The sequence below is a fragment of the Streptomyces sp. LBL genome, assembly GCF_029893585.1.
In the GTDB taxonomy this organism is placed as follows: domain Bacteria; phylum Actinomycetota; class Actinomycetes; order Streptomycetales; family Streptomycetaceae; genus Streptomyces.
In genome coordinates this window covers 336646-360469 of the sequence record NZ_JARXYX010000001.1, presented here as the reverse complement: position 1 = coordinate 360469, position 23824 = coordinate 336646, and the positions used below count along the sequence as shown (strand labels likewise).

At 70.3% G+C, this 23824-nt stretch carries 20 protein-coding genes; 9 read left to right on the top strand and 11 right to left on the bottom strand.

Annotated features, from left to right (window positions below):
* Positions 1-17: 17 nt before the first annotated feature.
* The 3 genes from M2271_RS01630 to M2271_RS01620 form a co-directional block, all read right to left on the bottom strand.
* Positions 18-3461, bottom strand: coding sequence for a glycosyl hydrolase (locus M2271_RS01630; RefSeq protein WP_280885216.1), 3444 nt, complete (start codon positions 3459-3461; stop codon positions 18-20).
* A 117-nt stretch (positions 3462-3578) separates the two neighbouring features.
* The gene (locus tag M2271_RS01625) at positions 3579-6185 is read right to left on the bottom strand and encodes a beta-L-arabinofuranosidase domain-containing protein (protein WP_280885215.1); all 2607 of its coding nucleotides are present in this window, start codon (positions 6183-6185) and stop codon (positions 3579-3581) included.
* 662 nt (positions 6186-6847) lie between these two features.
* Positions 6848-7030 (bottom strand): hypothetical protein, encoded by a 183-nt coding sequence (locus tag M2271_RS01620; protein WP_280885214.1) that lies wholly within the window; start codon positions 7028-7030, stop codon positions 6848-6850.
* 144 nt (positions 7031-7174) lie between these two features.
* On the opposite strand from M2271_RS01620, the gene M2271_RS01615 reads away from it, so the two are divergent.
* From M2271_RS01615 to M2271_RS01605, 3 genes are read left to right on the top strand one after another with little or no spacing between them, the layout of a single operon-like run.
* Positions 7175-7699 carry a PadR family transcriptional regulator gene (locus M2271_RS01615; protein WP_280885213.1) on the top strand — a complete coding sequence of 175 codons (525 nt, stop codon included), beginning with the start codon at positions 7175-7177 and terminating at the stop codon, positions 7697-7699.
* Entirely contained in the window at positions 7696-8388 is a 693-nt protein-coding gene (locus tag M2271_RS01610; protein WP_280885212.1) for an ABC transporter ATP-binding protein, read from the top strand. Before M2271_RS01615 ends, M2271_RS01610 begins: the two co-directional genes overlap by 4 nt.
* Complete coding sequence (locus tag M2271_RS01605; RefSeq protein WP_280885211.1) at positions 8385-10730, top strand: ABC transporter permease; 2346 nt, start codon at positions 8385-8387, stop codon at positions 10728-10730. The genes M2271_RS01610 and M2271_RS01605 overlap by 4 nt, the downstream gene beginning before the upstream one ends.
* A 158-nt stretch (positions 10731-10888) precedes the next feature.
* Here the strand turns inward: M2271_RS01605 and M2271_RS01600 are convergent, their stop codons facing one another.
* On the bottom strand, positions 10889-11335 hold the full coding sequence (locus M2271_RS01600; RefSeq protein WP_280885210.1) for an ATP-binding protein: 447 nt from the start codon (positions 11333-11335) through the stop codon (positions 10889-10891).
* Between the two features lie 333 nt (positions 11336-11668).
* Here M2271_RS01600 and M2271_RS01595 point away from each other — a divergent pair, with 333 nt between their 5' ends.
* The 3 genes from M2271_RS01595 (at position 11669) to M2271_RS01585 (ending at position 13703) form a co-directional block, all read left to right on the top strand.
* Entirely contained in the window at positions 11669-12541 is an 873-nt protein-coding gene (locus M2271_RS01595; RefSeq protein WP_280885209.1) for a helix-turn-helix transcriptional regulator, read from the top strand.
* A complete protein-coding gene (locus M2271_RS01590) occupies positions 12538-12789 on the top strand; it encodes a DUF397 domain-containing protein (protein ID WP_280885208.1) in 252 nt (83 codons plus the stop codon). Before M2271_RS01595 ends, M2271_RS01590 begins: the two co-directional genes overlap by 4 nt.
* An 89-nt stretch (positions 12790-12878) precedes the next feature.
* Positions 12879-13703 carry an SAM-dependent methyltransferase gene (locus M2271_RS01585; protein ID WP_280885207.1) on the top strand — a complete coding sequence of 275 codons (825 nt, stop codon included), beginning with the start codon at positions 12879-12881 and terminating at the stop codon, positions 13701-13703.
* 147 nt (positions 13704-13850) lie between these two features.
* Here M2271_RS01585 and M2271_RS01580 read toward each other — a convergent pair whose 3' ends face one another.
* From M2271_RS01580 to M2271_RS01560, 5 genes are all read right to left on the bottom strand, one after another.
* Positions 13851-14291 (bottom strand): OsmC family protein, encoded by a 441-nt coding sequence (locus tag M2271_RS01580; RefSeq protein WP_280885206.1) that lies wholly within the window; start codon positions 14289-14291, stop codon positions 13851-13853.
* A gap of 213 nt (positions 14292-14504) precedes the next feature.
* Entirely contained in the window at positions 14505-14795 is a 291-nt protein-coding gene (locus M2271_RS01575) for a GlsB/YeaQ/YmgE family stress response membrane protein (RefSeq protein ID WP_030665248.1), read from the bottom strand.
* Positions 14796-14890: 95 nt separating this feature from the next.
* Positions 14891-15253, bottom strand: coding sequence for a DUF952 domain-containing protein (locus tag M2271_RS01570; protein ID WP_280885205.1), 363 nt, complete (start codon positions 15251-15253; stop codon positions 14891-14893).
* Between the two features lie 203 nt (positions 15254-15456).
* A complete protein-coding gene (locus M2271_RS01565; protein ID WP_280885204.1) occupies positions 15457-15723 on the bottom strand; it encodes a hypothetical protein in 267 nt (88 codons plus the stop codon).
* Positions 15724-15915: 192 nt separating this feature from the next.
* Positions 15916-16377 carry an ATP-binding protein gene (locus tag M2271_RS01560; protein ID WP_280885333.1) on the bottom strand — a complete coding sequence of 154 codons (462 nt, stop codon included), beginning with the start codon at positions 16375-16377 and terminating at the stop codon, positions 15916-15918.
* A 177-nt stretch (positions 16378-16554) separates the two neighbouring features.
* Here M2271_RS01560 and M2271_RS01555 point away from each other — a divergent pair, with 177 nt between their 5' ends.
* The 3 genes from M2271_RS01555 (at position 16555) to M2271_RS01545 (ending at position 20571) form a co-directional block, all read left to right on the top strand.
* Positions 16555-16884, top strand: a complete 330-nt coding sequence (locus tag M2271_RS01555) for an STAS domain-containing protein (RefSeq protein WP_280885203.1) — start codon at positions 16555-16557, stop codon at positions 16882-16884.
* Positions 16885-17717: 833 nt separating this feature from the next.
* Positions 17718-19643 (top strand): cellulase family glycosylhydrolase, encoded by a 1926-nt coding sequence (locus M2271_RS01550; protein ID WP_280885202.1) that lies wholly within the window; start codon positions 17718-17720, stop codon positions 19641-19643.
* 136 nt (positions 19644-19779) lie between these two features.
* A complete protein-coding gene (locus tag M2271_RS01545) occupies positions 19780-20571 on the top strand; it encodes a polysaccharide deacetylase family protein (RefSeq protein ID WP_280885201.1) in 792 nt (263 codons plus the stop codon).
* Positions 20572-20707: 136 nt separating this feature from the next.
* Here M2271_RS01545 and M2271_RS01540 read toward each other — a convergent pair whose 3' ends face one another.
* Together M2271_RS01540 and M2271_RS01535 are read right to left on the bottom strand one after the other, a co-directional pair.
* Positions 20708-23089 (bottom strand): excinuclease ABC subunit UvrA, encoded by a 2382-nt coding sequence (locus M2271_RS01540; protein WP_280885200.1) that lies wholly within the window; start codon positions 23087-23089, stop codon positions 20708-20710.
* Positions 23090-23380: 291 nt separating this feature from the next.
* Complete coding sequence (locus M2271_RS01535) at positions 23381-23737, bottom strand: VOC family protein (RefSeq protein WP_280885199.1); 357 nt, start codon at positions 23735-23737, stop codon at positions 23381-23383.
* Positions 23738-23824: the final 87 nt, after the last annotated feature.

Here is a 23824-nt window from a genome sequence, read left to right as displayed (position 1 = left end):
TCGGTGCGGCCGGTGCGTCAGACGCGGTCCAGTACGGCGGTGACGCGCCGCTTGAAGCGCAGGGTGACCGGACCGAGCAGGCCGGACGGCAGGGGCTTGTTGCGTTCGTTGGAGAGGGTGTTGGCCACGCGCACGGCCACCTGGTTGCGTCCCGGGCGGAGAAAATCGGTGACGTCCGTGACGAAGGGGGCCCACAGGAGGGGGTCGAGTGCCGTGCCGTTGACGGTCACGCAGGCCACGTCCCGCACCTCCCCGAGGTCGAGCAGGACGCGCCGGCCGTCGAGGTGGGCCCGGTCCACGTCGATCTCCTTGCTGTAGGTGCCGCTGCCGGAGAACAGCGGCGCGTGCGCGGTCCAGCTGCCGAGCGGGCCGGTGACCGGGGTGTCCCCGTCGCGTTCCAGGGTGAGGGTCCAGTCGCCGGTGACGGGGACCGGGGTGAGCGGGTCGTCGACGCGGACCGTGCCTCGGTACGTGCGGCCCGCGTCGGTGCCGGTGAGCCGGTGGCTGCCGGGAGCCCCGGTCTCGACGGTGGCGTGCAGGGCGCGGCCGTGCCGTGCGACGGAGCGGACGTCGAGCGTGGCGTCCGTCAGGTGGGGCGGGACCGCCGCGTCCCGGCGCACGACGACGATCCGGGTCTCGTACGCCGCGAAGGTGAGCGGCACCTGCAGTCCCCGCTTGCTCGTCCGGTGGACGGGTGCCGGCGCGGTCCTGCCGGTCGCCGGGTCCCACAGCTCCGGGACGCCCTGGGCGGGCAGGACCACCGTGGTCTCGACGGCCGTGGCGCTCTCGTTGTTGAACAGGAAGGCGGTGTCCTCGCCCCGGGTGACCCGCAGGGCGCGGATCGCCTCCCGGGCGGGTTCGAGGACGGCCGCCGCGGCCCCGGCGTCGTGGGCGACGGCGCCCAGGGCCGTCGTGTCGGCGACGCGCACCGCGTGTCCCCGGCCGAGGGTGCGGCGGCCGGGGACGGTGTCGCCGAACAGGTCGTGCAGGGCGCGGCTCAGGGAGCGGTCGTTGCCGTCGGCTTCGTCGGCGGGCAGTGCGCCCACCGCGACGACGGTCCCGCCGGCCCGGACGAAGGTGTCCAGGGCGCGCACGGTCGCCGTGTCCAGGGTCGGGGTGAGCGGCACCACGACGAGGTCGTAGCGGGCGGCGCCGACGGTGAGGCGGCCGGACCGTACGCGGGCGTGGGCCAGCAGCTCCGGGTCGCCCGTGAGGGCGCCCTCGTGGAGGAGGTCGAAGTCGACCTGGGCGCGTTCCAGCGTGTAGGCGGCGTCGGCGAGGGCGCCGTCGATCTCGCCCTGCCGGTCGGTGCCGGTCCACTGTTCGGCGGCCCGCTGGGACTGCAGCAGCGCGGTGCGGGCGGCGGACGTGCCGCGGCCGGCCTCCATGACCCGGCCGATCCACTCGGCGAGCGGGCGCATGGACCACCACCACGGCGCCCGGGGGCCGAAGGGCGGCGGGAAGTAGACGACGGTTTCGTCGGTCCACAGCGCGTGCAGGACGGTCAGGTTGACTCCACGGACGGCCTGCGCGCCGACGGTCGCGTGCACGAAACCGGGTGTCACCTGCCAGCCCATGTTGCCGAACATCTCCATCAGGGCCCGCTCCCGGCCCATCTGGTGGGCGACCGAGACGGGGTTGCGCGGGAGCATGGTCTGCTGCCCGGGCACGTACTCGGCGGTGATGATGTCGCCGCCGGGGACCTGCGCCCACTGGTTGACCTTGTGCAGGTCCCCGGTGGTGGGGATCCGCTTCGTGGGCGCTGCCTCGTCGTAGAGCGGGTTGCTGATGAGTGCGACGCCCCGGTCCTCGCACCAGCGGGCCTGCGCGCGGAAGTAGCGGGCGAAGCGGTTGGAGACGGCCTGCCAGTAACGGCCGCGGGCGATACGGCCGGTGCGGCCCAGGTCGTCGAAGGCGCTGGCGTAGGCCACGCCGGGCTCGACGTCCACCGCGCGCAGCGCCGCGTCGAGCGTGGGTGACCAGGGAAGCCGCTTGAAGTGCGCCTCGGCGGAGGCGAAGAACGGCTCGTCGTCCCAGAAGCCGGGGACGACGGTGCCGAAGTAGCGGCGGAAACGGCGGTGGTACTCGCCGGGGACGATGTCGAGGAAGAGACGCACCGGCTCGTCGTCGAGCAGGTCCACGTAGCTGCGGCTGTAGCCCTGGGTGTCGTCGATCAGCGGGACACCGCCGAACAGGTCGATCTGCCAACGACCCGCGGGGACCTGCCAGACGCCGTCCGCGGTGAGCCGCGCGGTCAGGCCGACGATGTCGGTCCCGTCGGTGGAGCCGGCCGGGCGGGCCGCGGCGGCGACGGCCCGGACGCCGAGGGACGCCCGCTCGGGGAAGTCGCCCGCGGTGGCCGCGTCGTCGAACGTCGTCGAGTACAGCGTGGTGCCGTCGGCCGCGGTGACGGCGAGGCTGTCCCACAGGCCGCGTTCGTCGCCGACCGCGCGTACCCCGACACCGCCGGACGGGTGGTGGTCGTCGGTGACGGTGCCCTTGTCACGGCCGTCGAGGGTGACCGAGAGGCTGCCGCCGCGGACGGTGACGGCGAGGGTGTGGTACTTGGTCTTGTTGAAGCCGTCGGTGCGGGTGCTGCGCAGCAGTGGGGCGGGGGCGGCGTCGCGGGTCAGGCGCTGCACGGTGACGATGCCGGTCTGGTCGAAGGAGACCGCGTAGCCGTCGAGGGCGTCGGCGGAGGCGCGGACCACGAGCCCGGCGGCGGTGTGGTCCGCCTTGACGCTCGCGGTGACGGTGAGGTCCCGCCAGTCCGTGCCTCCGCGCAGCACGGTGGCGCCGCCGAGGACAGCGGCGTCGGCGACCAGGTGTCCTGCCTCCACGCCCACGCCGGTGCTGCGCCGCAGATCGGCCCGGGCCGGGCCCTCGACCACCGTGGTGGAGCGCCACAGCGCCTTGAGCCGGAGGTCCGGGCGGGGCGCGTAGGTGCGGGAGCCGACCGTGCCGCCCTTGACGATGTACTCGCCGCCCCGGCCGCTCGGGAAGTGGTCGTCGTTGAACAACCAGACGCGCATACCGGTGCGTTCGGCGGTGCGCAGCACGTGTCCGACGATGTCGAACCATTCCTCGCTGAAGAAGACGGGCCGCATCGCGTCGTTGTCGAAGGAGAAGAGGATCACCTCGTACATGCCCTTGTCCCGCAGATCGGCGAGTTGCCGATCGACGAGTTCGGGGGTGACGGGGCCGTTCCAGTACCAGTAGACGGTGGGGCGGCTGTCCTTGGGCGGGTCGGTGAAGCGCCGGGTGGTGAAGGCGGCGGGGACGGTGTCCGGTGCGAGGTCCTGGGATGCGGCGGAGGCCGTCGGAATCGCGAGCCCGAGACCGGGCAGGCCGGCGGCGACCGCGGTGCCGGCCCCGGCCGCGGCGACGAACCCGCGTCTGGACAGGGGGCCTTCGGCGGCGGTGGCGACGGGGGTGGGGCCGGCAGGGTTGGTGTCGGACATGCGTGAGCTCCTACGGGGGTACGGCGGGCGTGCGGGCGTGGCCGTGACGGAAGGGGAGGAGAAGGAGAGGGGGAAGGGGAGGAGAGGGCGAGGGCAGCGGGTGGGGAACCGGAAGGTTCAGCCGGTGGCCAGAGCGGCCACTTCGGTCGCGGTGAGGGCTCGGTTGTGCACCCGTAGGTCGCGCACGGCACCCTGCAGGTACGGATGCGTACTGTTCTGGGAGCGACCGAGGTAGGAGCGTGTGGTGACGCCGAGCAGCAGCGGACTCGCGACCATGGCCGGGTTGCGGCCCGCCTCGGCACCGTCGAAGTAGAGCACGCCCGTGCCGCCGCCCAGGGTGAGGGCCAGGTGCGTCCAACGGCCCACGGTGAGGGGGCCGTCGGCGTCGACGAAGTCCTCCCGCTCCATTCCCGCGATCTTCAGCGCGGCTCGGGGGCGGCCGGTTCCGGTGGTGGCGGCGAGGAAGAGGTACGTTTCCTTGTGGTAGCCGAAGTCGAAGACGCGGGCGGAGGAGGCGAGGGTGTCGACCCGGACCCGGACGCTGATGGTCACCTCGTCCAGTCCGCTCAACAGCCCTGCGGGCAGGGCGACATGGCCGCCGCGCCCGTCCAGCGACACGGCCGGCCCCGTACCGTCGTCCGTCCAGCCGGCACCGGCGGCCAGAGTGGCCGCGGCGAAGGTTCTGGTGGTGTCGGTGGCGGTGGTCCCGGTGCCCTCGTCCAACGGGTAGCGTGCGACGTCCCGTTCGCGGCCGCGGCGCGGGGTCACCGCCCAGTAGACGTTGTAGCGCTGGTGATGTACCTCGTGGAACGGGCGCAGTTGCACGGGCCTGCCGTCCGCGAGGGCGGTGAACCGGGTGGAGGTGCCGGGGACGGGGTGCAGCGACTCCGGGCGGATCGTCGGCAGTGTGTCGAGCGGGGTGTCGCCGTACTGACCCGCCAGCACCAGGGGGCCGTATGACAGCGATGTCACCTGCGGATTGTCGGGCGCCTCGGTCCAGACGGGCGTCCGTGGGAGGAGCAGGTCGACGGTGTCACCGGTGCGCCACGACCGTTCCACGGTGGCGTAGGTGCCCGCGCGAAGCCTGGCGGTGACGGGGCGGCCGTTGACCTTCAGTACCGCGGGGCGGCGGGTGTCGGCGACCCAGGCGGGGATCCTGATCCGCAGCGCGAAGCGCCCCCGGCCGGCGGTGACGGTGAGCCGGGTGTGCCCCTCTGTCGGGTACCGCGTCTCCTGGCGTACCGTCACTCCCCTTTGCTCCCAGCGCACTTCGGAGGGTACGAACAGGTTCACGTAGAGGGCCGGCGGCTGCCTGTCGCCGGACCGGAAGTAGACGGAGTCGGCGAACTTGGTGTGGGTCTCCAGCCCGGTGCCGTGGTCGCAGGAGAAGTTGTCGTAGTCACCGCTGTAGCTGCCCGGGGCCGAGCCGAGTCCGCCCTTGGGTTCCCGCCGGGAGCCCGCCCACAGGCCGGTGTAGTAGGTGACGAACCCGTGCGCGGAGTCGGGGTCCTGCTCCCCCAGCATCTGGTTGTAGAGGGTCCACTCGTAGTGGTCCATGAACTCCGCGCGGTCGGGGCGGTGCAGGAACAGGTGCCGCCCCAGCTTCAGCATGTTGTAGCTGTTGCAGTTCTCGCAGGTGACCTCGGAGAGCCGGCTGACGATCTCGTCGGGCGGGCCGAAGAGTTCCTTGTTGGAGTTCCCGCCGATGGCGTACGAGTGATGGCGTACGACGGTGGTCCAGAAGGTGTCCGCGATGTCCAGGTAGCGCGACTGCCCGGTGGCCTCGAAGGAGGGCACTGTCCCGACGATCTTGGCGATCTCGGTGTTGGCATGCCGTCCGGCGAGCTCGTCGCGTCCGGCGGCGAGCGGAGCGTACAGCTCCTCGTGGTCGAAGCGGCGGGCGGTGCGCAGGTGCGCCGGGTCGCCGGTCTCCTGGTAGAGCCGGGTCAGCACGTCGTTCATGCCGCCGAACTCCACCAGGAGCAGGTTCTGCATCCGCTCGTAGGACAGCGGCGCGGTGCGGGCGTCCGCCCACGCCGCCATCCCCCGCAGCACCGCCAGCGCTTCGCGGTTGTCGCTCAGGCGGTACTGGTCGAGCAGCCCGGCCATGATCTTGTGCAGCGTGTAGTACGGCGCCCAGGGCTTGCCGCCCGCCTCCAACTGGTCGAAGACCGACTCCGGGAACGCCGAGAGGTAGCCGGGCGTGAAGCCGGCTGCCGGGGCCGCCCGTTGGCACGCGGCGAGCGCGGAGACCAGGACGCGGCCCTTGTCGGCGTACGCGGAGTCGCCGGTGTTGGCGTGCGCCTGGGCCAGGGCGCTGAGCAGATGGCCGGTGGTGTGGCCGCGCAGTTGGACGTCGGGGGCCTCCCATCCGCCGCAGGGCTCCGCCAAGGACGGCAGGCCGACGGTCCGGCGGAAGGTGTGCAGGACTCTGTCGGCGTCCACGAAAAGCAGATAGGCGCAGGCGCGGCGCATGTTGGCGAGGAAGGGGCTCTCCAGGAGCCGGACCTCGGACAGGTCGAAGGCGGCGAGGGCGGCCCCGCCGGCGACCGGGTGGGCGGCCCCGCCGGCGACCGGGTGGGCGGCGGATGCGGGGGCGGATGCGGCGGCGTGGGCGGGGGCGGCGGGTCCGACCGTGGTGACGGCCGCCGCGGTGGTGGCGGCCGTGGCGGTGAACAGGATCTGACGGCGTGACGGACCGGCGGTGTCGCGTGGTGCGGACAACGTGCGGGATCCCTTCGGCGGGGCGGGGCGGGGCGCCCGGGGGGGCGGGAACAGGGAACGGGCAGCCGCCGCTTCGGCGTTGACGGGCGGAGAGGCGGAGGCGGGGCGGGGCGGCGTTGAATCGTTTTATTGATCAGCCGCAGACGTTAAACTTGCCCCTGGCAAGCGTCAAGACTTTTCACAGGAGTTGACTTAAGGCGGGCGGAGAGAAGGGATGAAAGCGCAGGAAGATGAGTTGAGTTGATACCAACCTGCCGCACGACCGCTTACCCGAGTTCCAGTGCCACATTCAAGGGTCGCGATTGAAACGTTCAATTTTCGTAAGCGCCGCGCCGCGTCGCAGTCGCGAGGGTCCGGGCCCGGAGTATGTCCGCCGGGCGCCGTCGACGAACCGGCTCGACGGGGTCGCACGGCACGCTCCGCTCGGCGGGGACACCACGGCGCCGGAGATGCGGTCGAGCGGGCCGGGTACGGCGATGCCCGGGCCGAGCAGGCAGGCGCGGTCCACGCCGCTACGGTCGACGTGCCGGCCCGTCCTCCTGCACCTTCTGCTGCCGTACTGATTTTCCCTCAGCAGCACCTGACGCTCGACTGGACGATGTGCGTGGTCCCCGAGTGCGGCAAGGCCCGCTCGCTCGCAAGCGGCATCTGCGCGAACCGCCTCACCCGATGGCGCCGTCCGGGGACCCGCCGACGGAGGAGTACACGCCCAGTCCTGCCGTCGGCATGCGCGGTACCAGGGGCCGGACTCCGGCCGGCATCCGCCCCTCCGACTGCGTACGTCCCACCTCGGGCGCGAGCACCGCCTGGCGGGTCGTAGCCGCCCGTCCACCGCGCCCTGCCATGGGCCGGGCGGTTCGGGCTCGGCCCGTTCAGGAATCGTGACGAGGGGAGCCTTCCCCTCCCTCACCTGCACAGCCGTACGCCCCGCCATGAGCTACACACTCGGCGTATACATGCGGCGTATACACGGTATGTATAGTGAGCGCATGTCCATCGCTCACACCCTTTTGGGGCTCCTGGAGTCCGGCCCGCGACACGGTTACGACCTGAAGCGGGCCTTCGACGAGACGTTCGGTCACGACCGGCCGCTGCACTACGGCCAGGTCTACTCGACGATGTCCCGGCTGCTGAAGAACGGCCTCGTCGAGGTCGACGGGATCGAGGCCGGCGGCGGCCCGGAGCGCAAGCGCTACGCGATCACCGACGCCGGCATCACCGACGTGGAGCAGTGGCTCGCGACCCCGCAGAAGCCGGAGGAGTACCTCCAGTCGGCCCTCTACACCAAAGTCGTCCTCGCGCTGCTCACCCACCGGGACGCCGCCGACATCCTGGACACCCAACGCTCCGAGCACCTGCGCAGCATGCGCATCCTGACCGACCGCAAGCGCAAGGGCGATCTGGCGGACCAGCTGATCTGCGACCACGCCCTCTTCCACCTCGAGGCCGACCTGCGCTGGCTGGAGCTGACCGCCGCCCGACTCGACAAATTCCGTGAGGCTGTTGCCCGATGACCACTTCTCCCCCTGGTTCCCTGCTCACCGCGCAGGACCTGCGCAAGACCTACGGGCACACCCACGCCCTCGACGGCGCCGAGTTCTCCATCCACCCAGGCGAGGTCGTCGCCGTCATGGGCCCCTCCGGCTCCGGCAAGTCGACGCTGCTGCACTGCCTCGCGGGCATCCTGCCGCCCGACTCCGGGTCGATCACCTACAACGGGCGTGAGGTGACGACGATGAGCGACGCCCAGCGCAGCGCGCTGCGCCGCTCCGAGTTCGGCTTCGTGTTCCAGTTCGGGCAGCTCGTGCCGGAACTGACCTGCGTGGAGAACGTCGCCCTGCCGCTCAGGCTGAACGGCACCTCCCGCAAGGAAGCCGAGCGGGCGGCGCTCGGCTGGATGGAACGCCTGGAGGTCGACGACCTGTTGGGCAAGCGGCCCGGCGAGGTCTCCGGCGGCCAGGGCCAGCGCGTCGCCGTGGCACGCGCGCTGGTCACCGGCCCCCGGGTGCTGTTCGCCGACGAACCGACCGGCGCGCTCGACTCCTACAACGGCGAGCGCGTGATGCAACTGCTCACCGACGCGGCCCGCTCCACCAACGCCGCCGTCGTCCTCGTCACCCACGAGACACGGGTGGCCGCCTACTCCGACCGCGAGATCGTCGTACGCGACGGCAGGTCCCAGGACGTGGAGCGCGCCGTATGAGTCCGCGCCAGTGGTCCACAGACCTGGCCATGGGAGCCCGGTTCGCCGTCACCGGCGGCCGCGAGGGCTGGGTCCGAATGACGTTGACAGCGGTCGGCGTCGGCCTCGGTGTGGCCCTGCTCCTGTTGTGCACCGCGATGCCCACCGTGTTCGCCTCCCGCAGCAAGGTGGAGGACGCCCGCTACGCCGACGTGTACTCCCAGAAGGTCCCGCCCAAGGCCGACAACACTCTCCTGATCGCCGACGCCGACACCACCTGGCATGACGACGACATCCACGGCCGGTTCGTCGAACCCGAGGGCAGGCGGGCGCCGCTGCCCCCGGGGGTCGACCGCTTCCCGGGTAAGGGCGAGATGGTGGTCTCCCCCGCGCTCAGGAAACTGCTGGACTCGGACGACGCGAAACTGCTGCGGGAGCGCCTGCCGTACAAGATCACCGGCACGATCGGCGAGAGCGGGTTGATCGGCTCGCACGAACTGGCTTACTACGCGGGCGCCTCGGGGTTGAAGCTCACGGACACCTCCCTGGTGACGCGGCTTGCCAAGTTCGGCAAACCGGACGCGACGCCCGAGAAGACCGACCCGGTGCTGCTGCTCATGGTCGTGGTCGTGTTCGTGGTGCTGCTGACGCCGGTCGCCGTGTTCATCGCCGCCTCCGTCCGCTTCGGCGGCGAACGCCGCGACCGCCGCCTCGCCGCGCTGCGCCTGGTCGGCTCCGACCGGGGGATGACCCGGCGGATCGCGGCGGGCGAGGCGCTGGCCGGAGCCCTGCTCGGCCTGGCCGTGGGCACCGGCTTCTTCTTGCTCGGCCGCCGGAAGCTGGGCACCGGCGAGTTGCTGGGCGTGAGCGTCTGGCCCAGTTACCTCGACCCTGCCCCCGCGCTTGCCGCGCTGGTCGCGGTGGCGGTGCCGGTCGCCGCGGTGCTGGTCACGCTGCTCGCGATGCGCGGCGTGGTCGTCGAACCCCTCGGTGTCGTGCGCGCGGCCGAGCAGAGCCGGCGCCGACTGTGGTGGCGGCTGCTGCCGACTCTGGCCGGCCTCGGGATGCTCTACCTGATGATCGGCCAAGGCCACAAGAACGGAAACTTCAACCAGTATCTCGTCATCGGCGGCGTCCTGATGTTGCTGATCGGCATCACCGCCCTGCTGCCCTGGGTCGTGGAGACGGTCGTCGTCCGGCTCGGCAAGGGCCCGCTGTCCTGGCAGCTGGCCGTGCGACGGCTGCAGCTGAGCAGCGGCACCGCCGCCCGCATGGTCAACGGCATCGCCGTGGCGGTGGCCGGGGCCATCGCGCTGCAGATGCTCTTCACGGGAACACAGAGCCAGTACACCGAGAACACCGGCAGGGACCCCAGCCGGGTCCAGATACAGGTCGACTTCAGCGGCCCCAAGCCGCTGTCCGGCATCGAGCGCGAATTCACCGGCACCAAGGGTGTCCGGGCCGCTGTGGCCCTGGCCCGCTCCCAGTACGGGGACTCACGTCGCAACCCGGAGAACAGCAACGGCCTGACCGTAGGTAACTGCGCCGCCCTGCGCGAACTCGCCACACTGCCCTCCTGCAAGGACGGTGACGTGTTCATCACGCGCACGCGGAGCGGCTACTCGGACCCCGACAACGCATCCGAAATCGCCCTGGTGAAGCCCGGTCGGCAGCTCTACATCGACCCGTCGTACGACGGCCCCGGACGCGGCCTGGAGGTGCCCTGGACCGTGCCGGCGAACCTTCGGGAGGTGAACGCGCGCAAGGACTCACTGCAGGACTACACCAGTCTGCTGGTCACCCCCGCCGCCCTGCCCCACACGGCCGCGCCCGCGGTGTTCTCGGACGGTGTCTTCCTGCGTCTGGACCCCTCGGTGCCGGACTCACGGGAGTACATACGCAACGTCGCCGCCCGCATCGACCCCCTGGCACAGACCTTCGGCTGGTCGGCGGCCCAGGAGGACGCCAAGTATTCCTCCATCCGCACCGGCCTGTTCGTCGGCGCCGCCTTCGTGCTGGCACTGATCGGAGCGAGCCTGCTGGTCTCCCAGCTGGAACAGCTGCGCGAACGCAGGAAGCTGCTCTCCGCGCTGGTCGCCCTCGGCACCCGGCGCCACACACTCAGCCTGTCCGTCCTGTGGCAGACAGCCCTCCCGGTCGGACTCGGTCTCGTACTGGCCACGACGGTGGGCGTCACCCTCGGCGCAGTGCTGCTGAAGATGACCCGTACACCGGTGACCATGGACTGGGCGAGCGTGCTCACCATGACCGGCGTGGGCGCGGCCGTGGTCGGCATGGTCACGCTGCTCAGCCTGCCGCCGCTCCTGCGCATGATGCGCCCAGCGGGCCTGCGCACGGAATAACCCCTCACACATCCCATGAAGTGGGCTCCTCCTGCCAGGAGGAGCCCACCCCTGGACGCAGGCAAGCCCGGTCGGTGTCAGCACAGTCACCGTCAGGGCGCCCTCGATGGGCAAGCCCCCCGCCCAGCGAGCCCCTCTCGGACCCCCGCCCCGTGCCGTCAGCCAGGAATGATCAAGGTCGCCCACACCGCGTTCCCGCCGGTGCGCCGGGACCGGTCCACCCCCCAGGTGTGCGCGATCTCCTGGACCAGGAACAGACCGCGGCCGCCCTCGTCTTCGGACCCCGCCTCGCACCGGGGCAGAGTGCCGACCGAGTAGGCGTGGTCGTGCACCTCCAGGCGGAGACAGTCGTCCGCGATGCGCCCGATGCCGCACAGGACGCGCGCGCTGGGCGTGTGGCACACCGCGTTGGTGACCAGTTCCGACACCAGAAGAACCGCGTCCGCGGACGTTTCTGCGGGCAGACGCCATGCGGTCATCCGTGCGTCCATCGAATGGCGGGCGACTCTGACGCTGGATCGGTGCGCTGGAAGGTCGATCCAGTGCGTGCGCTCCGGGCGCGCGGCATCTAAGAGTTGGGGGGAGGAAGTCGTGTGGGGGGACACGCTTGTCGCCTTCCATCAGGAGGAGCGCAGGGGAGAGCAGGGCATCCGATGGCCCTTCCGGGAGAGGGGTGATCCCGGCATGTCGGCCGCATGGATTCGTAGGGTTGCTGTGCGTCAACTCCGCGTAGTGTCACGGCAATCGACTGCGATGCCTTCGCGTCCGAAGGATCCGCTTGCACACGTAACTATGGTCGTAGCCGAGTTCACACTGCAACCGACTCCCTGATAATTTCAGCAAGACGTTATCCGTTGGGTTTCGTTGGAATCCGTTGGGCAGCTTCCTCAAGTCGCTGTCACACTCGGGCTGGTGACTCATCATCAGGAGGCAGTGCAGTGAGCGAGGCTCGTTCAAGCGCGGGCACCAGCGCACCGACCGTCCTGCGTATGATCCTCGGCCGTCGGCTCCAGGACAGACGGCTCGGCGCGGGCGTGTCCCTGGAGGACGCGGCAAAGGCCCTGCGGGTGACGTCGCTGACCATTCGCCGGCTGGAGAAGGCGGAGGTCGGCCTCAAGCCTCTGTACGTGGAGAAGCTGCTGCAGACGTACGGTGCCGGTCAGCAGGAGGTCGACGAGTTCGTCGAGTTCGCCGAGCGGGCCAACCAGCCCGGTTGGTGGCACGCGTACCGCGACGTGGTGCCGAGTTGGTTCACCGCCTACGTGAGCCTGGAGAGCGGTGCCAAGACCCTGCGGACCTACGAGCCCCAGTACGTCACCGGGCTGCTGCAGACGCCCGGGTACGCGCGCGCCATCCTGCGCGGGGGGTTTCCCAACGACAGCGAGGAGGACCTGGAGCGGCGGGTCGATCTGCGGCTGCGGCGCCAGGGCCTGCTGGAGAAGGCCGACGCCCCCACGCTGTGGGTGGTGATGGAGGAGGCCGTCCTGCACCGGACGGCCGGCGGCGCCGAGGTCATGCGGGAGCAGATCGAGCGGCTGCTGGAGGTCTCGGAGCTGGAGCACGTCAGCGTCGACGTCGTGCCGTTCTCCGCAGGGGCGCACGTCGGAGCGTGCGCGCCCTTCACCTACTTCCGGTTCGAGGAACCGGAACTTCCCGACGTCGTCTACAGCGAGATCCTGTCCGCCTCGGTGTACCTGGACCAGCGTTCCGATGTCGTGGCCCATCTCGAGGCGCACAACCGGATGTCCCTTCTGACGTCCTCCGCCGACAGCAGGGCCCTGCTCGACCGCATGCGAAAGGAGTACTCATGACCTTCGCCGACGGCATTGTGTACAACGGGATGCCCGCCTCCGACCTCGGCGAGCAGGGCTGGGAGTGCCCCTGGAGCGGCCCCAACGGGGGTCAGTGCGTGGAGACCAAGCAACTCGCCGACGGACGCGTCGCATTGCGGCAGTCGACCGATCCCACCGGGCCCGCGCTGATCTACACCTTCGAGGAGATCTCCGCCTTCGTCCAGGGGATCAAGAGGGGTCTCGCCGATCACCTGACGGCCCGCTAGACCGAACCGCAAGCGGGAAGGATCCGAGCCGGCCCTGGCCGCGACCCGCCCGGCACACCGCGACCGCGCACACCACCGAAGGGGACAGGATGAGCAACACCCACGCCGCACGGGGCATAGACACCAGCAGGCCGCACTCGGCCCGCATGTACGACTACTACCTGGGCGGCAAGGACCACTTCGACATCGACAAGCAGGCCGCCGAGACGGTCGCCGCGGCCTACCCCGGCATCTTCGTGTGTGCCCGCGAGAACCGGGCGTTCATGCACCGCGCCACCCGTGTCCTCGCCAAGGAGCACGGCATCCGCCAGTGGCTCGACATCGGCACGGGCATCCCCACCGAGCCGAACCTGCACCAGGTGGCCCAGAGCGTGGTTCCCGAAGCGCGCGTGGTGTACGCCGACAACGACCCCCTGGTCCTCAAATACGCCGAACGCCTCATGCGCAGCACTTCCCAGGGCCGCACCACGTACATCGAAGCGGACGTCAATGATCCGCAGGCGCTGCTCAACGCCCCCGAGCTGGCCGAAGTCCTGGACCTGAACCGGCCGGTGGCCCTGTCGATGAACGCCCTCATGCACTTCGTCACCGACGCCCAGGACCCGTACGGAATCGTCGGCCGCCTGCTCGACGCCCTCCCCTCGGGCAGCGCGCTGGCCCTCAGCCACTGCACGCCCGACTTCGACCCGTCCACCTGGCAGAAGGTCACCGACATCTACACCGCCGCCGGTACGCCGGTACGGTTCCGCTCCCAGAAGGACGTCGTACGCTTCTTCGACGGCCTCGACCTGCTCGACCCCGGTGTCGCCGTCGGCCACCGCTGGCGCCCCGACGCGCCGAACGGGGACGAGCCCGCGGAGGCGCTCACGGATGCCACGGTCAGCCTGTGGACCGGGGTGGGCATCAAGCCCTGACCTTCGTCCATCGGCTTGTCGAGTCGGTCGTTGTCCGCCGACGCCTCGACCGTCCACAAGGTCTTCGACCAGGTGTGTCCGATGGCCAAGGGCGGCCCGAACACCTCGAGTCCAGAAGGCCGGTGACGGCGGTACGCACCGTCGAGGTCAGGAGCCCTCGACCTGTGCGGTGACGGGCGTGCCGATCTCGACCGTGCGGCTGACCGTGCAGAGCCGGTCGTGGGAGGTCCTGACCGCCCGGGGAAGGATCGCCCGGGCCCGATCAGCGCCTTCCACGTCCGAGAAGGTGACGGAGAAGGTGACGGCAAGATCGGTCAGCCGGTTGCCGAGCTCGTCGCTGACCTTGTTGCCGGTCACCGCGACGGAGAACCTGGTCGGCTCGGCGTGGCGGCTGGTGGCGATATCGACGTCCGCCGCCGTGCAGCCTCCGATCGCGGCGAGCAGCAATTCGACCGGGGTGAACTCGGTGTCCCCGTGAGGATGGGAACCGGTGCCGAAGGCGATGGTGCCGCCGCGGGCGTTCGTCGCGGTGAAGTGGCCGGTGCCGGTTCGTTCGACGGTGACGGAACGCAGGGAGTTGTCGGTCATACCGACGACATTACTGCCGTGGGGAGGCCCGCTGAGGACTGACGCCTCGCCCGCGCACCGCCCCGCCCCGCGCCGGCCGATGACCGAGCGCCCGGCGTCAGACATGCGTGAGCGCCCCCGCCCGAGGACGGGGGCGCTCACGTTCTTCACTTCCGGATGCCGTTCAGCCGGCCAGGCCGACGGACCGAACCTGTTATGCCCTGTTATGCCCTGTTATGCATGGACGTGCCCACGTCGGTGCCCGTGCCCGCGGCCGGCGATCAGCCGGTACAGCGCGAGGAGGATGACAGAGCCGACGATGGCCGCGATCCAGGTGGACAGGTCGAAGAAGCCGTCGATCGAGTCAACTCCGAAGATCACCTTGCCGAGGAAGCCTCCGAGGAGACCACCTGCGATACCGATGAGCATGGTGATGATGATTCCGCCCGGGTCCTTACCCGGCATGAGCGCCTTGGCTATTGCGCCGGCAAGCAGACCGATGACTATCCACGCGATGATGCCCATAGCCGAACTCCTCCTTGCTGTCGGGTTCGCCGGACGTGTTTCCACGGAGCCCCTCCCCAAACCGCATGATGAGAACGCGGGTTCGATGAGACCCGTCAGCCTGCGTCCTTCAGGCCCGTTGCGCGGCCCTCCTCGTCCCACCGGACTTCCAGGATGCGTGCGACGGCATCGCGGTTGATGGGCCCGTAGACGTGTGGGAACAGGATGCTCTTGGCAACGCCGGGCGGCGGGGCCGGAGCCGCCGCCTCCCGTTCGCACCTGGCGGTGAGCCGGTCCTCGTCGAGGCGCAGCACCAGCAACGGCCGGGGAGCGGTGCGGTAGAACGTGTTGACGATGATCAGCGTGGTCACCTCGTCGGGGGAACAGTGGACGAATCCTTCCTCCGCAAGGGAGGCCGGTGCGTACGGCTGGTCGGTACGGGCATTCCACTCGTCGAGCGGCACGACGTGATAGATCATGGTCCGGTTATACAACAGCCGTACGGCCCAGGGCTGCTGCCGTACAGCTCAGGACCCTGAGGAAGCCGGACGGGGAGCAGGTCGATCAGTCGCCGGAGCGAGCGACCTCGATCGTGCGAGCCACGCCCGGTCGCCGTGCAGGGGGAGGCACCGCCTGCCTCGTCACGGTGTGTCGCGGTGAAGGGGAGGCACAGCAGGCCCGGTCACGGTGTGTCGCCGCGCCAGTCGAAGCGGCGGACGTCGTCGACGCGGGGTGCGTACAGGGCGTGTCCGCCGGGCCCGTAGGCGCCTATCTCGGTCGCCAGCACCACGCCCTGGCGCAGTTCGTGGTCGGGCCGGCCGGTGACGTCCAGCAGCAGACCGTCCAGCGGCCCGCCGACCAGCTCCACGTAGAGGCGGCCGGGACGGGGCCCGGCATCGTCGTGGTCGGCGCCGTAGACGCGACCACGCATGAACTCCAGCTCATCCATGTCATGCAGGTTCGCATCCGCCACTGACAATCGCCCACCGCGGCTGAGAATCAGCGACCACCACTGACCGTCGCCTGCCGCCCCTGACCATCGACTGCCGTTGTTGACCATCGACTGCCGCTGCTGACGGACAGCAGGCGTGCGCCCCAGGTGAAGGTCACCGGCCCGCGCAGGACTGCACGCCGCCGCGGGTCAACTGCCGGGCGGCATCGGATCGTCCAGGAGCGGCAGGCAGGCCGTGATGCGCTTGCCGACCGGTTCGCGATGCGCCGCGAAGCCCTGGACCACGGCCATCACGATCTCCAGCCCGTGCTGCCCCACCCGTCCCGGGTCCGCCGCCCGCGCAACCGGCAGTACCGGATCGCTGTCCCAGACCTGGATCTCCACCATGGCCCCGGCCGTCCGCAGGCACAGCAGTGCCGGACCCGGCGCGTATTTGAAGGCGTTGGTGACCAGCTCGCTGACGACCAGCTGCGTCAGGTCCATCGCGCGCTCGGTCACCGGCAATCCGCACTCGGTCTGTACCCGAATGAGGAAGTCGGCCGCCACACGCCGGGCCTCGGCAATCGAGCCACTGTGCCCCTCCAGGGCGGTGGTGAACTCGGCACAGCCGGGATCCGGCGAGAGGGACCTCTCCATCCCGTCGGACTCCATCCGCATCACTACTCCCCTGCCCAGCACATCCGCGCGTGTACCCCACCAGTCCTTGTACATGCCCCCGGTAAGAAACCTGTGCAATGTCCGCGCACGAGCGTCGGCCACCGGACTGCGGGGCCCAGATGACCGAAGAAGTGTCGGTTACGGCTACAACCGCAGGTTGCGAGCAACACTGTGGCAGACATCCCGGACGTCCCGGGCCACGGCATGCTCGTGGTCACCCGCGACACCATCGACGGCGTCACCGTCCTGAGCGGCCACGGCGAGATCGACTCCGGCAGTGCGCCCGTCCTGCGAGACGCGCTGCCGCCGGCGGACCAGTCGGCCGGCCCTCGCATCGTGATCGACCTCAGCCGGGTCACCTTCATGGACTCCAGCGGCATCAACGCCCTCGTCAGCGCCCATCAATCCGTTCGCGAAAGCGGCCGGCTCCAGCTCGCCGACGTCCAGGACAGCGTCATGCGTACCCTTCAACCCGCCGGCCTCGACACCGTCGTCCCCTGACACCCCACGCTCCACGACGCCCTCGCCGACGACAGTCCACCAGCGACCGGACACCGCCACCCGGAAACCCCTTCCGCCCACCGGACGCCGCCCCGCCCCGCCCCGCCCCGCCCCGGGATGATCATCGTGCGGAACATCACCAGGGCGACGCACCGTGCAACCATCGTCCCTGGCAACGGGTCGTGTCTGGGGGCATACGGCCTTACCCGGAGGTGACTTTGAATGGTGCGACTGCGGCAGGTACGAAGGACGGCGCTCATGGCGGGCGTAGCGTTCCTCGTCGGGTGCTCGGGCGCGGAGAACGCTCAGCCCGGCGGTTCAGGCCCCGGCCCCATCGCCTCACCCGCCATGGCACGCACCGCCCTGGCCGTTGACGGTCCGTGGCGGGCGTGGACCAAACCCCTCTCCGCCCGGGAAGCGTCCGGGACGTGTGGCGCCACGGGTCCATCCCAGTTTCGGCGGGCAGGGCGCCGATTCCTTGAGTACGCCTACTCATTCGGCCTCGTTCGGCGTCTGAGCACTCGCCCGCGCGCGTCCTCATCCCGTTCCGCGGCCCCACCGGCCGACCGCCCGAAACCATCGGAAAGGAAAGGTGAACTGGTGTTCCGGACAAGGCCGTTGGGACGTACGTTGGGCAGCGACACGCCAGGCCCCGGCCGTGGGACGGACGCCACTCATCACGGCGGCCCCGCCCACCAGGCCTGATACGCCAAGGAACCAAGCTCGGAACCCTGACACGGCGGCACAGGCCGGCAACCGCCGTGGACATGGCGACACAGGTCGGCAACCGCCGTTCGTCGATGACTCACCTCGCCCGCGAAGGACCGACTGGAATGCAGAGCATCAAGCTTGTCAAGTACCTGACACTCATCATCACCCTTGTCATGCTGCCGTTCACCGCACCCACCGCCGTGGCCGCCGTGGCCGCCTCCGAGAATCCCGTCCCCGTCGAGAGCCGGGCCACTCCACAGGCGGCCGACACCTGGCAGCCGCCGTTGTCCACCCGCGGCCGGTACATCGTCGATGCCCAGGGGCGTCGGTTCCGTCTGAAGTCGGCCAACTGGGACGGCGCGCAGGGCTCGTGGACGGGTAGCGGCGGTACCGCCGATCCCGCCAACCACCACGCCGGCCAGAACTCCCACGACATCCCACTCGGCCTGGACCGTGCCCGACTTCCCCAACTGCTCGCCGATTTCCGCGCCCTCGGCATCAACAGCATTCGGCTCCCGTTCTCCAACCAGATGATCCGGGCGACAACTCCCGTGCCGGACACCGCCGTCGCGGCCAATCCACAGTTGCGCGGCAGAACGCCCCTGCAGATCTTCGACGCCGTCGTGGCCGCCCTCACCCAGGACGGATTCGCGGTCATCCTCAACAACCACACCAACACCTCCCGTTGGTGCTGCGGTGTCGACGGCAACGAGCGGTGGAACAGCGGTCAGTCCACCCGGCAGTGGGTCGACGACTGGGTGTTCATGACCCGCCGTTACGCCGCCGACTCCCGTGTCGTGGGCGCCGATCTCTACAACGAAGTACGCCGCGACGTACTGGACGACCCCAACTGGGGCCTCGGTGACGACCACGACTGGTACGCCGCCGCCCAGCTCGCCGCGGACCGGATCCTCACCGAGGCCGACCCCGATCTCCTCATCGTCATCGAGGGCATCAACTGGACCGGCGTGCCCGTCGACGGACTGCCGCACGACCGCCCCACCCTCACGCCCGCACGCACCCTCTCGCACACCCTCGTGAACGCGCACAAGCTGGTCTACTCAGCCCACTTCTACGGCTACACAGGCCCCCGGCACAGCGGCGCCACCGGAGTCGGCGAGACCCACGATCCCCGTTACCAGGACCTGACCCGCGATCAGCTGTCCCAAGTCCTCACCGACCAGGCCTTCTTCGTCACCACAGAAGGGCAGCACTACACCGCGCCCGTGTGGATCAGTGAGTTCGGCGTCGGGGCCGCCGAGACGGGGGCCGCCGCCCGCGCCTGGTTCGGCAATCTCACCGACTACTTCGCCGACCGTGACGCCGACTTCGCCTACTGGCCCCTGGTCGGCTGGGAGGGGCACGACGACTGGTCCCTGCTGCGCTACGACTCCGCGGGGCGACGGTACGGCATGCTCGACCAGGGAGACTGGCGCGGCACCGGCTGGGATCACCTCATGTCGTCCGCGACCCGCACCGGGTACATCGCGCCGGTGCCGGTCTGGCGCATGCTCACCACCGACCACGGCGACCATGTGCAGTCCCTGCGGGTGCGGGCCGGCGGCGACTGGGACGCGGGGGCCTCCAAGGCCGCCTGCCCGGACGGCCTGCGGCTGATCGGGCTGAGCCACACCGCCGGCCGCGGCCTGTGCACCGACACGACCGCCGGCGACCTGCGCGCCGCGGGCAGCACCCAGACAGTCGTCACCGACGAACGCCATGTTCCCGCGGGCGGCGACTGGGCCGGCGGTCACACCAAACTCCAGTGCCCCGCCGGGCAGTTCCTCATCGGCTACAGCCGCCGCGGTGACCGTGTGTCGGCGGCCCTGTGCGCGCCCGCCCGCAGCTCACTGGGGAGCACCGGGCGGACCGTCTGGTTCGACCGGTCCGACAACCGGCCCGCCGACGGCGTCGGCGGCGACTTCGCCCACGGCGACTACAAGGGCCAGTGCGCGGCCGACGAGTACGCCGCCGGCATCGCCTTCACCACCCGTCTGGGCAGCACCGCGGGTCCCGCGGCCCTGTTGTGCAGGCCCCTGCGCCCCTGAACACCGCGCGGAGGCCGAAGCGTCTCGGAACCCCGGCGGAATTGTCCTTGATCAGTAACAGACGGATCCGGCGGTGCCCTTTCCCCGTCCTCACAGTTGCAGGGGATCCACTGGGACGAGCAGGAACAGGGCGGACATGGCGCGGCATGGCGGGCGGGGATGGTACGGCCGGGTAATGGCGGCGGCGGTCGGGGTGACGGCGGTGGCTGCCGCCACGTCGGTATGGACCGCGCAGGCCGGTCCCGTCGACGGGCGGCAGGCAGGAGCGGGCGCCTCGGCGCGTCCTTCGGCACCGGGGGCCGCCGGGCCCGGCGGGGCGCCGGTGTCGGTGGACATCGCCCATGCCTCGGACCGCGGTGCCCGGGGCGTCAACATCACGATCGACGACGGACCGGACCCGGTCTGGACGCCGCAGGTCCTTCAGATCCTGCGGGACAACGGGGTGAAGGCGACGTTCTGCATGGTGGGTACGCAGGCGCAGGCCCACCCGGACCTCGTCAAGGCCGTGGTGGCGGCCGGGCACCGGCTGTGCGACCACTCGGTGTCGCACGACACCACGATGGACACCAAGCCCGACGCCTACCAGTCGCAGCAGATCCTGGACGCCGAGGGCATGATCACCAAGGCCTCGGGAGGTGTCCGGCCGCTGTACTACCGGGCCCCGGGCGGTGCCTTCACCCCCTACAGCCGCCACCTCGCCGCCTCCCGAGGAATGCGGCCGCTGGGCTGGAACGTCGACTCCAAGGACTTCGAACGCCCCGGCAGCGACGCCATCATCGCCACCGTGGAGAACGAGATCTCCAACGGCCCGACCCTCCTCTTCCACGACGCCGGCGGAGACCGCTCCCAGACCGTGGCCGCCCTCCGTGAGGTCCTGCCGTGGCTGAAGCAGCAGGGCTACTCCTTCGGCTTCCCGGTGGTGCGCTGAGCGCCGCCTCGCCTCGTGACGGGGGCAACGCCGCGGAACGGTACGGTCACGGACGCGGCGCCCCGGTCTCCCGGGAGGCTGAACTCCGGCCCGCCGCTCTGCTGTTCGTCCCACGGCGCCCGCGAGGAGACCTTGGTCAGGTGCCGACGTAGGCCGCGAGATGTTCGCCCGTGAGCGTGGAGCGGGCGTCGACGAGGTCGGTGGGGGTGCCCTCGAAAACGATCCGGCCGCCGTCGTGGCCGGCGCCGGGGCCGAGGTCGATGATCCAGTCGGCGTGCGCCATGACCGCCTGGTGGTGCTCGATGACGATGACCGACTTGCCGGTGTCGACGAGCCGGTCGAGCAGGCTGAGCAACTGCTCGACATCGGCGAGGTGGAGGCCGGCGGTCGGCTCGTCGAGGACGTACACGCCGCCCTTCTCGCCCATGTGGGTGGCCAGCTTGAGGCGCTGCCTCTCACCGCCGGACAGTGTGGTGAGCGGCTGGCCGAGTGTGAGGTAGCCGAGCCCGACGTCGGCGAGCCGGCCGAGGACCCGCTGGGCGGCCGGCGTGTGCGCCTCACCTGCGCCGAAGAACTCCTCGGCCTCGGTCACCGGCATCGCGAGCACCTCGCTGATGTCGCGGCCGCCGAGGTGATACTCGAGCACCGATGCGTCGAACCGCCTGCCCTCGCAGTCCTCGCAGGTGCTGGCGACGCCGGCCATCATCCCCAGGTCGGTGTAGATGACGCCCGCGCCGTTGCATGTGGGACAGGCTCCCTCGGAGTTGGCGCTGAACAGCGCCGGCTTCACGCCGTTGGCCTTCGCGAACGCCTTGCGGATCGGGTCGAGCAGTCCGGTGTACGTCGCCGGGTTGCTCCGTCGCGAGCCGCGGATCGCCGTCTGGTCCACCGACACCACACCCGCGCCGCCCGGGATCGAGCCGTGGATCAGTGAGCTCTTTCCGGAGCCGGCCACACCGGTGACCACACAGAGCACCCCGAGCGGGACATCGACGTCGACGCTCCGCAGGTTGTGCGTCGACGCGCCGCGGATCTCCAGCGTGCCGGTGGGCTTGCGCACGGTTTCCTTGGGTGCGGCCCGGTCGTCGAAATGGCGGCCGGTGATGGTGCCGCTGGCCCGCAGTGCCTCGACGGTGCCCTCGAAGCAGACGGTGCCGCCCGCCCTACCGGCGCCGGGGCCGAGGTCGACGACGTGGTCGGCGATCGCGATCGACTCCGGCTTGTGCTCGACGACGAGCACCGTGTTGCCCTTGTCCCGCAGCCGCAGCAGCAGTTCGTTCATGCGTTGGATGTCGTGGGGGTGCAGCCCGATGGTGGGCTCGTCGAAGACGTAGGTGGTGTCGGTGAGCGAGGAGCCGAGGTGGCGGATCATCTTGACGCGCTGCGCCTCGCCGCCCGACAGGGTGCCCGACGGGCGCTCGAGCGACAGGTAGCCCAGCCCGATCTCCACGAACGAGTCCAGGCTGTGCAGCAGCTTGGCGAGCAGGGGCGCCACCGACGGCTCGTCGAGGCCGCGGACCCATGCGGCGAGGTCGCTGATCTGCATCGCGCAGGCGTCGGCGATGCTGATCCGCTCGATCTTCGACGACCGGGCCGCCTCGGTGAGCCGGGTGCCGTCGCACTCGGGGCAGACGGTGAATGTCATCGCCCGGTCCACGAACGCGCGGACGTGCGGCTGCAGCGCGTCGATGTCCTTGGACAGCATCGACTTCTGGATCTTCGGGATCAGACCCTCGTACGTCAGGTTGACGCCGTCGACCTTGATCTTGGTCGGCTCCTTGTGGAGCAGGTCGTGCAGTTCCTTCTTGGTGTACTTGCGGATCGGCTTGTCCGGGTCGAAGAAGCCGCAGCCTGTGAAGATACGGCCGTACCAGCCGTCCATGCTGTAGCCGGGGATCGTCAGCGCACCCTCGTTGAGCGACTTGCCGTCGTCGTAGAGCTGGGTCAGGTCGATGTCGGACACCGTGCCCCGGCCTTCGCAGCGCGGACACATGCCGCCGGTGCGGTGGTAGGTCGCCTTCACCGTCTTCTTGGCCCCGCGCTCGACGGTGATGGCACCGCTCGCTCGGACCGAGGGGACGTTGAAGGCGTATGCGCCGGGCGGGCCGATGTGCGGCTTGCCGAGCCGGCTGAAGAGGATGCGCAGCATGGCGTTGGCGTCGGTGGCGGTGCCGACTGTGGAGCGGGGGTCGGCGCCCATCCGCTGCTGGTCGACGATGATCGCGGTCGTCAGCCCTTCGAGGACGTCGACCTCGGGCCGCGCCAGGGTGGGCATGAAGCCCTGAACGAACGCGCTGTAGGTCTCGTTGATCAGCCGCTGCGACTCCGCGGCGATCGTGTTGAACACCAGAGAGCTCTTGCCCGAGCCGGAGACGCCGGTGAACACCGTCAGCCGGCGCTTCGGGATCTCGATGCTGACGTCCTTGAGATTGTTCTCGCGCGCGCCGTGCACGCGGATCAGATCGTGACTGTCGGCGACGTGCGGCGCAGGCGACTGCGTGTCCGTTCTCGTGGCCATGCTCATCGTGTCTCCATCTGTCGGGCGGAGCCGCCTGCGCGGTCTCCGTCGGCGTCGCCCGGCTCGGTCCGACCGGCTTCGAGCGTACGTCTGGTTCTCCATCGCTTGGACCTGTGGCACGCCCCGGAACCCGGTCGTCCCGGGTGCTCACCGCGATGCCGGCCCAAGGAGCGGCCGTCGCACGCAGCCGCAGGCCCGCGTACGGCGTGGAGACATGCGAAACCAGCGGTACGGCGTGGGTGTCACGACCATGCCGGGCGCGGGAACGGGGAACGGGAACGGGGACGGTGTTCAGCGGTCCTGGAGCAGGCCGAGGACGTTGCCGTCGGGGTCGGTGACGGTGGCCACCAGGCGGCCGCCGCCGACGTCGTGCGCGGGCTCCCGCACGGTGGCGCCCGCGGCGGTCACCTCGGCCAGCTTCGTCTCGATGTCCGGGACGTGCCAGTAGGCCACCGGTGAGGTCATGGCCTGCGGTCCGCCGCTCGGCACCAGCCCGATGTGCTGGCCCTCCGCCTCGAAGCCGACGTAGTAGGACTCGTCGGCCTGCGGCGCCACGCCGAGCAGGGCTGCGTACACCTCCTTGGCCTTCGCCAGGTCGGTTACGGGGTGCAGCACGGTCTTGATTCCCTGGGTGGAAGAGCCGGTCATGGTCACTCCTGAGGTCGTGGTCCGGTCGGGCCTGCCTCGACGCTCGCGTGCGGCGTGAGGCGTGCTGCCCATGGCACTCACGCTAGC

What these genes read in the sequence shown, in the direction of transcription:
- M2271_RS01570 (WP_280885205.1), bottom strand. Translation starts at nt 15,253, where the DNA reads ATGATCTATCACGTCGTGCCGCTCGACGAGTGGAATGCCCGTACCGAC.
- M2271_RS01605 (WP_280885211.1), top strand. Translation starts at nt 8,385, where the DNA reads ATGAGTCCGCGCCAGTGGTCCACAGACCTGGCCATGGGAGCCCGGTTC.
- M2271_RS01550 (WP_280885202.1), top strand. Translation starts at nt 17,718, where the DNA reads ATGCAGAGCATCAAGCTTGTCAAGTACCTGACACTCATCATCACCCTT.
- M2271_RS01630 (WP_280885216.1), bottom strand. Translation starts at nt 3,461, where the DNA reads ATGTCCGACACCAACCCTGCCGGCCCCACCCCCGTCGCCACCGCCGCC.
- M2271_RS01545 (WP_280885201.1), top strand. Translation starts at nt 19,780, where the DNA reads ATGGCGCGGCATGGCGGGCGGGGATGGTACGGCCGGGTAATGGCGGCG.
- M2271_RS01620 (WP_280885214.1), bottom strand. Translation starts at nt 7,030, where the DNA reads ATGGCAGGGCGCGGTGGACGGGCGGCTACGACCCGCCAGGCGGTGCTC.
- M2271_RS01535 (WP_280885199.1), bottom strand. Translation starts at nt 23,737, where the DNA reads ATGACCGGCTCTTCCACCCAGGGAATCAAGACCGTGCTGCACCCCGTA.
- M2271_RS01580 (WP_280885206.1), bottom strand. Translation starts at nt 14,291, where the DNA reads ATGACCGACAACTCCCTGCGTTCCGTCACCGTCGAACGAACCGGCACC.
- M2271_RS01565 (WP_280885204.1), bottom strand. Translation starts at nt 15,723, where the DNA reads ATGGATGAGCTGGAGTTCATGCGTGGTCGCGTCTACGGCGCCGACCAC.
- M2271_RS01560 (WP_280885333.1), bottom strand. Translation starts at nt 16,377, where the DNA reads ATGGAGTCCGACGGGATGGAGAGGTCCCTCTCGCCGGATCCCGGCTGT.
- M2271_RS01540 (WP_280885200.1), bottom strand. Translation starts at nt 23,089, where the DNA reads ATGGCCACGAGAACGGACACGCAGTCGCCTGCGCCGCACGTCGCCGAC.
- M2271_RS01615 (WP_280885213.1), top strand. Translation starts at nt 7,175, where the DNA reads ATGTCCATCGCTCACACCCTTTTGGGGCTCCTGGAGTCCGGCCCGCGA.
- M2271_RS01610 (WP_280885212.1), top strand. Translation starts at nt 7,696, where the DNA reads ATGACCACTTCTCCCCCTGGTTCCCTGCTCACCGCGCAGGACCTGCGC.
- M2271_RS01575 (WP_030665248.1), bottom strand. Translation starts at nt 14,795, where the DNA reads ATGGGCATCATCGCGTGGATAGTCATCGGTCTGCTTGCCGGCGCAATA.
- M2271_RS01590 (WP_280885208.1), top strand. Translation starts at nt 12,538, where the DNA reads ATGACCTTCGCCGACGGCATTGTGTACAACGGGATGCCCGCCTCCGAC.
- M2271_RS01585 (WP_280885207.1), top strand. Translation starts at nt 12,879, where the DNA reads ATGAGCAACACCCACGCCGCACGGGGCATAGACACCAGCAGGCCGCAC.